Consider the following 12,364-nt stretch of genomic DNA (forward strand, 5'->3'; position numbering starts at 1 on the left):
ATGCAGGCGGCCGCAGGGGCGGCCATGGTTCTTGACCTGGTGGTCATCGCCCTCGCGATCGCCGTCTTCCCGCTGTCGGTGACCGCGTTCGTCCTCGTGCTGGCGGCACGCCGGGGCCTGTGGAAGGGACTGGCGTTCGTCCTCGCCTGGCTCGCCTGCTTCGTGGCCGTCATCGCCGCGGTGCTGCTGACGACCGGCGGGAAACCCCCGGCCCCCCGGTCCGCGCCCTCCACCGCCTCGACGGCCGTCAAGCTCGCCGTCGGCATGGCGCTGGTCTGGTACGGGGTGCGCCGGCATCGCCGGGGGCCCCGGCCGCGGCCGGCCGGCGGGATGATGGCGCGGCTCGACCGGATCTCGCTGTGGGAGGCGGCGGCGCTGGGACCGCTGCTCCAGCCGTGGGGGCTCGTGGCGGCGGGCGCGGCGACCGTGGTGGACGCCGACCTGTCCCACGCGTCCTCGTTCGCGGCCCTGTTCGGCTACTGCCTGCTCGCCACCAGCAGCCTCCTGGCGATGGAGGTCTACACGGCCTTCGCCCCCGACGCCTCCCGGCTGCGCCTCGGCCGGCTGCGGGTCTGGCTGCAAACCCACCAGGACCAGGCGCTCGTCGTGCTGCTGCTGGGCGTGGGGCTGTTCCTGGTGGCCCGGAGCATCTACCAACTGACGTCCGGCGAGTGAGCACACACATGCAGCGATCGCGTACGCGCGGCCCACACGGCAGCGGTCCCGTACGCGCGGCGCGCGTCGGCGCGGGCAGAGGGCGCACGGCACGCGTACGCGCGGCGTGGAACCGCCGAACCTACGCCTCGCCGGTGTCCAGGAACTCGCGGAGGGCGAAGGCGGCCAGCACGATCACCGCCGTCCACACCACGACCGCCATGGTCGGATAGCTCCAGGTGAACAGGACCACCGCGGCCACCAGCAGGATCGCCGCCCCGATCCATCCCTTGAAGCGGTGCACGAACCCGCCCACCGGACCCAGCCGAAGCCCCGCCGAAGTCGCCACGTCCCGTCCGGCGCCGATCCCCTTGCCGCAGAAGTGCCGGACGAACACGGCCGGCCGCGAGGGGCCCACCAGGAACGCGCCCAGGGCCGTGACCAGGGCCAGCGCACCCACCGCCCGGATACTGGACCGCAGGAACCGCACCAGCGCGTCGTAGACGGCGCCCGCCGCGTCCGAGTTCGCGGCGGGCGGCAGGTGGTCGAGGTACACCGCGCGGAACACGGCGAGGACCACGCCCAGCAGCACCATGGCGAGGAACACCCCGATCGCGGCCCCGATGAGCGCCCGCCGCCGGTGGACGGCCAGGAACACGCCCGCGGCGGCGATCAGCACCGCCACGACCGGCAGCCAGTTGCCGAGGATCTGGAGCACCCTCAGATACGACTTGATCTTGCCGATGTCCTTGCTCTGCACCACGACGAAGTCCGTGTGCACGTCGGGTACCTTCGCCGCCACCGCGAGGCCGGAGTCGACGAGCCGTTCCTTCACCTCGGCGACGACGGGCGCCACGTCGATGGCGACCTGGCCGTCGCGCACCTGCACGGCGCCGCCGCCCGAGCCGGTCAGCGCCTTGTCGACGGCGCTGTGGGCGCGCCGGTTGGCGTCCGTCCAGATCTTCTCGAACGCGGGCCCGGAAACGACCCGCATCACGGTGCCGCTCACCAGCTCCTTGAGTCCGCTGTCGATCGGGCCGCTCAGGTTCTTGATCAGGTCCGCGGCCTTCGGCGGCACGCCCTGCTGCGACGCGGCCCGGCTCAGCTGGTCGACCAGTGCGTCGACGTCGATCTGCCGGAGCACGACGTCGGTGACGCGGGTGGTGACGGCCCGCTGGACGTCGGGGTCGGAGGCCAGCGGCGCCACCGTCGCCACGTAGCGGTCGGTGTCGCGGACGATGCTGTTCGCCCAGACCGCGACCACGGCCAGCAGGGACAGCAGGGACGCCACCACGATCAGCAGGGTCGCCCCCAGCCCGCGCCACCAGTGCCGGTGCGGATGGCGTCCGCTCTCCAACTCGCCCAGCCGCCGACGCAGTTCTTCCAGCTCACCGGCTTGTTCCGCGATCCGGACCTTCTCGGCGGAGCCGCCGTAGGGGTCCTCGGGGCGGGGCGGGGGCGCATCGCTGCCAGTCATGCCTCGAGGAGAACGCCGGGGGGACGGCCCGGCGAGCCGGGCGGTCCGGCCGGGTGAACGAAGACCGCGGACACCGGGTGCGGCGGCCCCTGCCCGGTGGTGCAATGGCAGTCCGGGGGCCCGCGCGACAGCAACGACACCAGCACAGCACCAGCACCAGAGGTGAAGCCGTGAGCGAGCAGAGCGACCTGACGCAGCAGACACCGCCGGCCGGGCCGGACGAGCAGGGCGAGCCCATCGACGAGATGGGGCCCGTCGACTACGTGGTGGTGGAGTTTCCCGGCAACCGGATGACGGGTGAGGGCTTCCCGCTGCTGGTGGACCTCGTGGACCGCGGCATCATCCGGATCCTCGACCTGACGTTCGTCAGGAAGGACGCCGACGGCTCGGTGACCGCCCTGGAGATCGCGGACCTCACCGGCGACGGCCGGCTCGACCTCGCCGTCTTCGAGGGCGCGCGGTCCGGCCTGCTGGGCCGCGACGACCTGGAGGCGGCCGCGGCGGCCGTCGAACCCGGCAACTCCGCCGCGCTGCTGGTGTACGAGAACCTGTGGGCCGCGCCTTTCGCCGCCGCCCTGCGCCGGGGAGGAGCCCAGCTGGTCGCGTCGGGGCGGCTGCCCGTCCAGGCGCTCCTCGCCGCACTGGAGGCGACCGAGGCCGCCTCGGGCTGAACCGTCCGAGCGGTTCTTCGCGGGAAGCGATCCTTCGCGGACCCCGGGCCGGGCGGGCTCAGGCGCCTCCGCCGACGACGGAGTAGCTGCGCCACAGGGACTGACCCGGGGTGAACGCTACGGACGACTGCGTCCCGAGATAGAAGCTCTCTCCGCCGGTGCGGCCGCGCTGGTCGTCACCGGCCTCCGTCAGCACGCACGACTCGTTCGCGTACAGCCGGATGTCGTCGAGGGTGTGGTTGCGCACGCTGCGGGCGCCGCCCGGCAGGCGGTGGCATCCCTCGTGGGACGGGCTCTGGATCTTCACGATCCGTCCGCCGGGGCCCGTGTACTCGATCGTGCCGAGGGCGGAACCGTTGCTGCAACCGGCGACGGCCAGCAGCAGGAGGACGGCTCCCGCGCGTCGGCGGGCTCGACTGCGACGGATCATGGCGACGGTCCTCGTCTGTCGGGGAGGCCGGCGCGGAACCGCGGCCTCTTGGCCCCAGGCTGCCGGGACCCGCGGCCGTCGGCATCCCGAGCGGGACCGCCCGGCTGACCGTCACCGCAGGACGAGCCGCGGAACGCGAAGTGCCGGGGCGACGGAAGAGGGCGGAGAGGGAGAAGCCGAAGGCCGCGAGAGGGCGGGCACGGCGGGGAAAAGCAGGCGGGCCCGACGGCGACGAAGACCGACCGGGCCGAGGCCGCCTGTGATGAATGCGGGTCACCATTTTGTTTCCTCGCCCTCACCGGTCCGCCGCCTTCGCGCGGAATTCACCGACCCGCACCTCCGGCCGCACCCGGAGGTGCGGCCGGAGCAGGACGGCGCGATTCCCGCAGGACCGGCGGTCACATGGCGCGTTCCTTTCGAGGGCCGACGCACAGGGCCCAGATCACGAATCCGTCGATGACCATCAGCGTGATGGCCCAGAACGGATACCAGGGCAGCCACACGAAGTTGGCGATCAGATTCAGGCCCGCCACGGTGATACCGACGACGCGGGCCCACATCGCCCCGCTGAACAGGGCCATACCCGCCAGCACCACGACGATGCCGAGCGAGAGGTGCAGCCAGCCCCAGCTGGTCAGGCTCCACTGAAAGGTGAAATTGCGGGTGGAGACGAACACGTCGTCCTTCGCGATGGCGGATATTCCCTCGAATATCGCCAGAACGCCGCCGAACATCATCATGATCGCGGCGAAAACCGTCCAGCCGGACACCTCACCCATTCCGCGGGCGGAGGTCCGGTGCATTCCGGTGCTCTGTGTGGCCATTTTGCGGGCTCCTTCAACTGGGCCTCGACGCCGGGACGACCGCCCGGTCGTGGACACAACTCCAGCGTGCCACCAGATGCCGTAATCGGCAGATCGGGCGGAATTCGCGGCGGGCCGGGTTCGGTGGTCCAATGGAACGACCTATGGACGAAAGGGGAAGCGCCATGCCGGGTCTTCTTCGCGGAGTCGCCCGCACCGCGGTCGTCGCGGGTACGGCGACCGCCGTCTCCAACCGTGTGTCACGCCGTCAGCAGGGGCGCTGGGCGGCCCAGGAGGGTTACCGGGAAGCCCCGCCGGAGCCCTATGGACAGCAACAGCAGCAGGGATACGGGCAGCCGCAGGGTTACGGGCAGCCGCAGGCGGCCCCGCAGCGGCCGGACGATCTCGGCGAGCGGATCGAGCAGCTCAAGCAGCTCGGCGAGCTGCGGCAGCAGGGGGTGCTCACGGAGGACGAGTTCGCGGAACAGAAGCGCCGGCTCCTGGGCTGAGCCGCTCCCGGTCAACTGCATTGGCACAGGCGGGGGTTGGGCTTCCCCGACGGCATGTCAGGATGAGGTCCCGACAGTCACCCTCCCGGTTCGTCCGGCGGCAGGACACCCAGTCCAGGGCGGAGCCAGGCAGCATGACCCTTCCTCGCGGCGGCGACGCCGACGGCGCCGGCACGCGACCGGTGCCCGGCACGTCACGGGCGGCCGTCCCGTCACCGGCGATCGACACGAGCAAGCCGCATCCCGCCCGCATGTACGACTACTTCCTCGGCGGCAAGGACAACTACGAGGTCGACCAGGAAGCCGCCGAGCGGTTCATCCGGGCGGCCCCCGAGGTCCGGCTCGCCGTCCGGGCGAACCGGCGCTTCATGCACCGCGCCGTGCGGCACGTCGTCGGGGAGGGCGGGGTGCGGCAGATCCTGGACATCGGCACCGGCCTGCCGACCGAGCCCAACGTGCACCGGACGGCGCGTGCCGTCGCCCCCGGTACCCGGGTGGCCTACGTCGACAACGACCCGATCGTCAGCGCCCACGCGCGGAGCCTGCTGGACGACGACGAGCTGACCTCCGTCGTCCTGGCCGACCTGCGCGATCCGCGGGCCGTCCTCGACCACCCCGAGGTGCGCAGGGTCGTCGACTTCGACGAGCCGGTGGCCCTGCTGCTGGTGGCCGTCCTGCACTTCCTGACCGAGGAGGACGACCCGGACGCCGTCGTCGCCACGCTGCTCGACGCGCTGCCGGCGGGCTCCCACCTCGTGCTGTCCCACGCGACGCTCGACCTCCACGACGACTCCCGCGAGGACGCGGTGAACGTCTACCGGAACGCGACCGCCACCATGAACCCGCGCGGTCACGCCCGCGTCCTGCGGTTCTTCGGCGGCCTCGACCTGGTCGAGCCGGGCCTGGTCCCCGTCCCGGACTGGCGCCCCGACGAGCCCCCGCGGGCGGACGACCCGCCGATCGGCATCTACGGCGGCGTGGCCCGCAAGAACGGCTGACCTTCCCCCGGAGCACGCGCGCGGGCAGAGCCGGACGCACGGGCGCGGGCCGGTGGGCCGGGGCTCAGAGCCAGGGGCCGCCGGGCGGGCCGTCGATGGTCTGCTCCGCCCAGATCGTCTTGCCCTTGGCGCCGGGCCGGGTGCCCCAGCGCCGGCTCAGCTGGGCGACCAGGAGGAGACCGCGGCCGCCCTCGTCGTAGGTGCGGGCCCGGCGCATGTGGGGGGCCGTGCCGCCGCCGTCGGAGACCTCGCAGATGAGCGCGCGGTCGTGGATGAGGCGCAGCTGCACGGGCGGCCGGCCGTGCCGGATGGCGTTGGTGACCAGCTCGCTGACGATCAGTTCGGTGACGAAGGCGGCGTCGGTCAGCCCCCAGGCCTCCAGCTGGTCGACGGCCCGCTTGCGGGCCTCGGCGACCGCGGCGGGGTCCGACGCCACGTCCCAGGTGGCGATGCGGGAGGGGTCGAGCGCCCGGGTGCGGGCGACGAGGAGCGCCACGTCGTCGGAGGGCAGCCGGGGGATCAGGTCGGCGAGGACCGAGTCGCACACCGCGTCGAGCGAGGCCGCGGGCGCGGCCAGGGCCCGGCACAGCCGGGAGGTCCCGTCGTCGACGTCGGCGGCACCGCCGCCGCTCTCGCCGTCGCCGCCGTGGGAGCGCGAGACGATCAGGCCGTCGGTGTAGAGGGCCAGCAGGCTGCCCTCGGGCAGGTCGACCTCCAGCGACTCGAAGGGCAGCCCGCCCAGTCCGAGCGGCGGCCCGGCCGGCAGGGCCAGCAGCTCCACCTCGCCGTCCGGGGTCACCACCGCGGGCAGCGGGTGGCCCGCCCTGGCCAGGGTGCAGCGCCGCACGAGCGGGTCGTAGACGGCGTACAGACAGGTCGCCCCGACGTCCCCGGCCGTCTCCGGGTCGCCGAGCGCGTCGGTGCCGGTGGCCAGCAGGCCCACGAGGTCGTCGAGGTGGGTGAGGAGTTCGTCGGGGGGCAGGTCGATGTCGGCGAGAGTACGCACGGCGGTGCGCAGCCGTCCCATGGTCGCCGAGGCGTGGATGCCGTGCCCCACCACGTCGCCGACGACCAGCGCGACCCTCGCCCCGGACAGCGGGATGACGTCGAACCAGTCGCCGCCCACCCCGGCCCGCACGTCGGCCGGGAGATAGCGGGAGGCCACCTCCACCGCGGACTGCTCGGGCAGCCGCTGCGGCAGCAGGCTGCGCTGGAGGGCGACCGACGTCGCGCGTTCGCGGGTGTAGCGCCGGGCGTTGTCGATGCAGACCGCCGCTCTGGCCGCCAGCTCCTCGGCGAGGACGAGGTCGTCCACCTGGAAGGGGTCCGGGCGCCGGTGCCGGGCGAGGACGACGACGCCCAGCGTGGTGCCGCGCGCCGACAGCGGCACGGCCATCAGCGAGTGGAAGCCGTAGTCGTGGACGCGGGCGACGCGCAGCGCGTCCCCGACGACCCACTGCGGCAGCGCGGCCGCGTCGATCCGGCGCCGCACGGCCCGCCCGGTGCGCAGGCTCTCCGCCGGCGGGGAGCCCTCCGGGTACTCGTCCACGTCGCCGAGGGCGAGGACGGCCTCGGGGGCGCCCGGCAGCACCGACTGGTGGGCGACGCGCCGCAGCAGCAGCGGGCCGCCGGTCGAGGTCTGCTCCTCGTGCCCCTGCTCGAACGAGGTCAGCAGGTCGACGCTGAGGAAGTCGGCGAGGCCGGGCACCGCCACGTCCGCCAGCTCCTGCGCCGTCCGCGTCACGTCGAGGGTGCCGCCGATCCGGGAGCTGGCCTCCGCGATCAGCTGGAGGCGTTCGCGGGCCCGGTGCTGCTCCGTCATGTCGTGCCCGGTGGCGGCCACGCCCAGGACCCGGCCGTCCGGGTCCTCGACCCGGTGGAGGTGGACCGACCAGGCGTGCTCGCGGGGCTCGCCGGGGGCCCGCGCATGGTTCTCGACGTACTGCGGCTCGCCGGTCTCCAGGGTCTGCCGCATCCGCCGCTCGACCTCCTGTGACAGCGGCGTGGGCAGGACGTCCGTCATCCGCAGCCCGCGCAGCTCCTCCTCGGTCAGGCCCAGGGCGTCCAGCGCGGTCCGGTTCGAGCGGCGCAGCCGCAGGTCGGTGTCGTAGACGGAGGTCGCGCACGACGGCGACCGCAGGAAGCCCCAGCGCATCAGCGCGTCGTCCTCGGGCCGGGGCGGCACGGCCGGGGCGGCGACCAGGAACCAGCCGCGGTCCCCCTGGTCCCCCGTGCGGCGGTGTGCCAGGACCCTGGCCTCCAGGCGGCGGCCGTCGCGGTGGCGCAGGGCGAGCGTGCCCTGCCACCGGGGCAGCCCCGGCGACGGCCGCAGGTCCGCCGCGGTGGACCCGTCGGCGAGCAGCGTCGCGGCCGGACGGCCGAGGATCTCCCGCGGGGCGTATCCCAGCAGCCGTGCGGCCCCGTCGTTCCAGCCGGTCACGGCGCCCTGTCCGTCGACGGTGACGCGGGCGGTGAGCGGTTCACCGACGGCGTCCGATGCGTCACTCACATACTCATCTCGCTTTCCCGCGTAAGCACGCATCTCGTATTATTCCCACCCTTTTCCGACCTCAAGCCCCCGACCTCCGCCCGACGGGAGGGCCCTTGGGGCGGAGCCGGGCGTCAGGGTTGGAGGCGGTCGCGGTGGTCGCGGGCGCGGCGGTCGTGGGCGCGGTCGCCGTCCGGCGCGCGGTCGGGGAGGCCGCCGCCCGCCGTGAAGCCGATCACCGTGCCGCCGCCCGCGCGGCGGAAGGCGAACGGCGCTCCCCCGTGCGCCAGGGCCACCTCGCGGACGATCGACAGGCCGAGCCCGGAGCCCGGCAGGGAGCGGGCGTCGGCGGCCCGGTAGAAGCGGTCGAAGACGCGGGTCAGGTCGGCTTCGGCGATGCCGGGCCCCCGGTCGCGGACCTCGACGCGCACGACGCCCGGACGGGCGGGCCCGGTGACGACGATCTCGACCGGCGCACGCCCGTCGCGGTCGAACTTGGTCGCGTTCTCCACCAGGTTGGACACGGCCCGCTGGAGCATCGCCGGCCGCCCGTGGACGGTGGTGTCGCCGCTCGCCCGGATCAGGACCTGCCGCCCGGTGCGGCGCCGGGCCAGTCCCGCGACCTCCTCCGCGACGTCGGCGAGGTCCAGTCTGCGCGGCGGCTCGGCGTCCGACTGGCCGGCCGCGAGATCGACCAGCTCGTTGACCAGGTCGGTCAGCTCGCGGGCCTCCTGGGTGAGGTCGGCGACCAGTTCGTCGCGGGTGTCCGGCGGCAGCTCGTCGATCCGGCGCAGCAGGGAGATGTTCGTCCGCAGCGAGGTCAGCGGGGTGCGCAGTTCGTGGCCCGCGTCCTGGACGAGCCGGCGCTGGTCCTCCTCCGACTGGGCGAGGCGGCCCAGCATGCGGTCGAAGGCACGGCCGAGGCGGCCCACCTCGTCGTGTCCGGTGACCGGCACCTGCACGCCCAGACGGCGGGTGCGGGCGACGTCCTCGGCGGCGGTGGTGAGGATGACCAGCCGGTGGGTGATGCGCCGGGCCAGCCACCAGCCGAACAGACCGGCGGCCGTCACGACGGCCGTCATCAGGATCAGGGTGCGCTGCTGGAGCGCCCGCAGCAGGTCCTCGGTGTCGCTGAACTCCTGCGCCACCTGCACCGCGCCGCGGCCGCCGCCCAGCGAGACCGTCGCGATGCGGTAGACGTCGCTGCCGACGTCCACGTCCTTGTGGACGGTCATCGCGCCGGCCGCCGGCGCGGCCGCGGCCGCGCGGTCCGCGGCCACGACCGGCAGTCCGGGGCTGCCGCCGTCCACGACCGAACCGTCCGCTCCGAGGACCTGCACGTCCGTGCGGGCCGGCCGCACGATGTCGTGTCCGGGCGCGGCCGAGGAGAAGTCCTGCGGCGCCATCCGGTGGTCGCGCACCTCGTCCCGCAGGTCCTGCACGACCTCGTCGAACACCGACTCCTGGTCGACCCGCACCAGCCGGGCGGCCGCCGAGTACGACAGGACGCCGACGAGCACGGTGACGGCGGCGGTCACGGCCGCGAAGGACACCGCGAACGTGGTGCGCAGCGACACCAGCTTCGGCCGCGGCCGGGACAGCGCCCGGCGCACCCGGCGCAGACCGCTCACGCCCGCGCCCCTAGTCCTCCCGCAGCACGTAACCCACCCCGCGCACGGTGTGGATCAGCTGCGGGGCTCCCGGCTGGTCGAGCTTGCGGCGCAGATAGCCGACGTAGACGGCGAGGTTCTTGGAACCGGGACCGAAGTCGTAGCCCCAGATGCGGTCGTAGATCGTTGAGTGGTCCAGCACGATCCCGGCGTTGCGCACCAGCAGTTCGAGCAGCTCGAACTCGGTCCGGGTCAGCTCCAGCTCCCGCCCGCCGCGCCACGCCCGCCGCGCCTGCGGGTCCATCCGCAGTCCGGCCGCCTCGACGTACCGCTCGGGCGACGGCCTCGGCGGCTCCGGCAGGGCGGGCGGCGCGGTCTCGGCGCCGGTGCGGCGCAGCAGCGCCCGCAGCCGCGCGAAGACCTCCTCGACGTCGAAGGGTTTGACGACGTAGTCGTCGGCGCCCGCGTCCAGTCCCGCGATCCGGTCGGCGGTCTCCACCAGCGCGGTCAGCATCAGGATGGGGGTGCGGTCGCCCTCGGCGCGCAGCACCCGGCAGACCTGGAGTCCGTCGATCCCGGGCATCATGACGTCGAGGACGAGGATGTCCGGCGGGTTGCGGTGGGCCTGCGCCAGCGCCTCGACCCCGTCGGCGACCGCGGTGACCCGGTAGCCCTCCAGGGCCAGCGCGCGTTCCAGGGCGTGGCGGATGGCGCGGTCGTCTTCGGCGAGCAGAACGGTGGGAGGCACCCGCCCAGTCTGCCCTGGCCCCCGGCGGCCGGGGCGGCGGGGACGTCCCCCACCCCCCCTTCTTACTCGGCTCTCACCCGTCCGCCCGGCGGGTCGTCCGCGCCCGCCCGGCGGCCGCTGGTCACCGCCCGGACAGCGCCGCCAGCTGTTCGGCGAACGGCACGACCGTGAACCCGCCGGCGCCGTTCTTCTCCGGTCCGGCCACGGCCCGCCCCGGCTCCTCCCGCGGTCCGGACGCCGTCGGCCCCGGCTGCTGCGGGACGGACGTCGCCGCGGGCGCCGCGGGCGCCCCGGACAGGGCGGTCATCAGCGGGACCAGCTCCCCCGCCGCCCGCTCGATCCGCTCGGGGAGGCCCTGCGCGCCCCAGTCCTCCGAGGCCGCGTACACGGCGGTCGGGACGACCACGGCGCGCAGGTAGGAGAAGAGCGGCCGCAGCGCGTGCTCCAGCACGAGCGAGTGGCGTGCGCTGCCGCCGGTCGCGGCGATCAGCACCGGCTTGCCGGCCAGCGCCTCCTGGTCCATCACGTCGAAGAACGACTTGAACAGACCGCTGTAGGAGGCGGAGAACACCGGCGTCACGACGATCAGGCCGTCCGCCGCCGCGACGGCGTCCAGCGCGGCGGCGAGTTTCCCGGCCGGGAAGCCGTTGGTGAGGTGGTGCGCGATCTCGACCGCGAGGTCGCGCAGTTCCACGACCTGGACGTCGACGGGCTCCCGCCGCCGCACCGCCTGGGTGAGCCGGTCGGCCAGCAGCCGGGTCGACGACGGGACGCTCAGCCCCGCCGAGACGACGACGAGCTTCATGCCACGGCCTCCTTCTGCTCCTGGCCCTTGTCCTGGGCCTTGTCGGCTGCGTCCTGGGCTTCCTTGCGCGCGAGCAGCGACGGGTGGGCGGGCGCGTCCGGCACGCCGGCCGGCCGGCCCGCGGCGAACTCCTTGCGCAGCACCGGGACGACCTCCTCGCCGAGCAGGTCGAGCTGCTCCAGCACGGTCTTCAGCGGCAGCCCCGCGTGGTCGAGCAGGAAGAGCTGGCGCTGGTAGTCGCCCGCGTACTCGCGGAACTTCAGCGTCTTCTCGATCACCTGCTCCGGCGTGCCGACGGTCAGCGGGGTCTGGTCGGTGAAGTCCTCCAATGACGGCCCGTGACCGTAGACCGGCGCGTTGTCGAAGTACGGCCGGAACTCGCGCACCGCGTCCTGCGAGTTCTTCCGCATGAACACCTGGCCGCCGAGTCCCACGACCGCCTGCTCGGGCGTGCCGTGCCCGTAGTGCGCGTACCGGGCCCGGTACAGCTCGACCATCCGCCGGGTGTGGTCGGCGGGCCAGAAGATGTTGTTGTGGAAGAACCCGTCGCCGTAGAAGGCGGCCTGCTCGGCGATCTCGGGCGAGCGGATGGAGCCGTGCCAGACGAACGGCGGCACGTCGTCCAGCGGTCGGGGCGTGGAGGTGAAGCCCTGGAGGGGCGTGCGGAACTTGCCCTCCCAGTCGACGACGTCCTCGCGCCACAGCCTGCGCAGCAGGGCGTAGTTCTCGATGGCGAGGTTGATGCCCTCGCGGATGTCCTGCCCGAACCAGGGGTAGACCGGGCCGGTGTTGCCGCGTCCCATCATGAGGTCCACGCGTCCGTCGGCCAGGTGCTGGAGCATCGCGAAGTCCTCCGCGATCTTCACCGGGTCGTTGGTGGTGATCAGGGTGGTGGAGGTGGAGAGGACCAGCTTCTCCGTCCGGGCGGCGATGTAGCCGAGCATCGTCGTCGGGGACGAGGGCACGAACGGCGGGTTGTGGTGCTCGCCGGTGGCGAAGACGTCGAGGCCGACCTCCTCGGCCTTCAGCGCGATGGCGACCATGGCCTTGATCCGCTCGCGCTCGGTCGGCGTACGGCCCGTCGTCGGGTCCGGCGTGACGTCGCCCACCGTGAAGATCCCGAACTGCATGGTCGCTCACCCTCCAAAGTTGTTGACCGTTAAACTATACG

12 protein-coding genes are annotated in these 12,364 nt (G+C 73.6%); 4 read left to right on the top strand and 8 right to left on the bottom strand.

Annotated features, from left to right (window positions below; translation table 11 throughout):
• The first annotated feature begins 24 nt into the window (after positions 1-24).
• A complete protein-coding gene (locus tag ACGFSH_RS10420) occupies positions 25-675 on the top strand; it encodes a GAP family protein (RefSeq protein ID WP_393346837.1) in 651 nt (216 codons plus the stop codon).
• A gap of 121 nt (positions 676-796) precedes the next feature.
• Here the strand turns inward: ACGFSH_RS10420 and ACGFSH_RS10425 are convergent, their stop codons facing one another.
• Complete coding sequence (locus ACGFSH_RS10425) at positions 797-2,131, bottom strand: hypothetical protein (protein ID WP_393346839.1); 1,335 nt, start codon at positions 2,129-2,131, stop codon at positions 797-799.
• Between the two features lie 245 nt (positions 2,132-2,376).
• Here ACGFSH_RS10425 and ACGFSH_RS10430 point away from each other — a divergent pair, with 245 nt between their 5' ends.
• Positions 2,377-2,802 (top strand): DUF6325 family protein, encoded by a 426-nt coding sequence (locus tag ACGFSH_RS10430; RefSeq protein WP_393346996.1) that lies wholly within the window; start codon positions 2,377-2,379, stop codon positions 2,800-2,802.
• Positions 2,803-2,860: 58 nt separating this feature from the next.
• Here the strand turns inward: ACGFSH_RS10430 and ACGFSH_RS10435 are convergent, their stop codons facing one another.
• Together ACGFSH_RS10435 and ACGFSH_RS10440 are read right to left on the bottom strand one after the other, a co-directional pair.
• On the bottom strand, positions 2,861-3,232 hold the full coding sequence (locus ACGFSH_RS10435) for a hypothetical protein (RefSeq protein ID WP_393346841.1): 372 nt from the start codon (positions 3,230-3,232) through the stop codon (positions 2,861-2,863).
• 398 nt (positions 3,233-3,630) lie between these two features.
• Positions 3,631-4,056: a hypothetical protein gene (locus ACGFSH_RS10440; protein WP_393346842.1), complete on the bottom strand. Its 426-nt coding sequence runs from the start codon at positions 4,054-4,056 to the stop codon at positions 3,631-3,633.
• A 164-nt stretch (positions 4,057-4,220) separates the two neighbouring features.
• Here ACGFSH_RS10440 and ACGFSH_RS10445 point away from each other — a divergent pair, with 164 nt between their 5' ends.
• On the top strand, positions 4,221-4,544 hold the full coding sequence (locus ACGFSH_RS10445; protein ID WP_393346844.1) for an SHOCT domain-containing protein: 324 nt from the start codon (positions 4,221-4,223) through the stop codon (positions 4,542-4,544).
• 134 nt (positions 4,545-4,678) lie between these two features.
• A complete protein-coding gene (locus ACGFSH_RS10450; RefSeq protein WP_393346846.1) occupies positions 4,679-5,542 on the top strand; it encodes an SAM-dependent methyltransferase in 864 nt (287 codons plus the stop codon).
• Positions 5,543-5,606: 64 nt separating this feature from the next.
• Here ACGFSH_RS10450 and ACGFSH_RS10455 read toward each other — a convergent pair whose 3' ends face one another.
• The 5 genes from ACGFSH_RS10455 to ACGFSH_RS10475 all read right to left on the bottom strand — a co-directional run bounded on the left by ACGFSH_RS10455 (position 5,607) and on the right by ACGFSH_RS10475 (position 12,323).
• Positions 5,607-8,051, bottom strand: a complete 2,445-nt coding sequence (locus ACGFSH_RS10455) for a SpoIIE family protein phosphatase (RefSeq protein ID WP_393346848.1) — start codon at positions 8,049-8,051, stop codon at positions 5,607-5,609.
• Positions 8,052-8,164: 113 nt separating this feature from the next.
• The gene (locus tag ACGFSH_RS10460; RefSeq protein WP_393346998.1) at positions 8,165-9,652 is read right to left on the bottom strand and encodes an ATP-binding protein; all 1,488 of its coding nucleotides are present in this window, start codon (positions 9,650-9,652) and stop codon (positions 8,165-8,167) included.
• Positions 9,653-9,671: 19 nt separating this feature from the next.
• Positions 9,672-10,388 carry a response regulator transcription factor gene (locus tag ACGFSH_RS10465; RefSeq protein ID WP_393346850.1) on the bottom strand — a complete coding sequence of 239 codons (717 nt, stop codon included), beginning with the start codon at positions 10,386-10,388 and terminating at the stop codon, positions 9,672-9,674.
• Positions 10,389-10,509: 121 nt separating this feature from the next.
• On the bottom strand, positions 10,510-11,193 hold the full coding sequence (locus ACGFSH_RS10470; protein WP_393346852.1) for a CE1759 family FMN reductase: 684 nt from the start codon (positions 11,191-11,193) through the stop codon (positions 10,510-10,512).
• Positions 11,190-12,323 (bottom strand): LLM class flavin-dependent oxidoreductase, encoded by a 1,134-nt coding sequence (locus ACGFSH_RS10475; RefSeq protein WP_393346854.1) that lies wholly within the window; start codon positions 12,321-12,323, stop codon positions 11,190-11,192. The genes ACGFSH_RS10470 and ACGFSH_RS10475 overlap by 4 nt, the downstream gene beginning before the upstream one ends.
• Between the last annotated feature and the right edge of the window lie 41 nt (positions 12,324-12,364).

It is taken from the genome of Streptomyces sp. NPDC048481, from assembly GCF_043200075.1.
Lineage (GTDB): Bacteria > Actinomycetota > Actinomycetes > Streptomycetales > Streptomycetaceae > Streptomyces.

Coding starts and splice junctions, on each gene's coding strand:
- ACGFSH_RS10430 (WP_393346996.1), top strand. CDS start 2,377: ATGGGGCCCGTCGACTACGTGGTGGTGGAGTTTCCCGGCAACCGGATG.
- ACGFSH_RS10475 (WP_393346854.1), bottom strand. CDS start 12,323: ATGCAGTTCGGGATCTTCACGGTGGGCGACGTCACGCCGGACCCGACG.
- ACGFSH_RS10445 (WP_393346844.1), top strand. CDS start 4,221: ATGCCGGGTCTTCTTCGCGGAGTCGCCCGCACCGCGGTCGTCGCGGGT.
- ACGFSH_RS10440 (WP_393346842.1), bottom strand. CDS start 4,056: ATGGCCACACAGAGCACCGGAATGCACCGGACCTCCGCCCGCGGAATG.
- ACGFSH_RS10425 (WP_393346839.1), bottom strand. CDS start 2,131: ATGACTGGCAGCGATGCGCCCCCGCCCCGCCCCGAGGACCCCTACGGC.
- ACGFSH_RS10420 (WP_393346837.1), top strand. CDS start 25: ATGGTTCTTGACCTGGTGGTCATCGCCCTCGCGATCGCCGTCTTCCCG.
- ACGFSH_RS10450 (WP_393346846.1), top strand. CDS start 4,679: ATGACCCTTCCTCGCGGCGGCGACGCCGACGGCGCCGGCACGCGACCG.
- ACGFSH_RS10470 (WP_393346852.1), bottom strand. CDS start 11,193: ATGAAGCTCGTCGTCGTCTCGGCGGGGCTGAGCGTCCCGTCGTCGACC.
- ACGFSH_RS10435 (WP_393346841.1), bottom strand. CDS start 3,232: ATGATCCGTCGCAGTCGAGCCCGCCGACGCGCGGGAGCCGTCCTCCTG.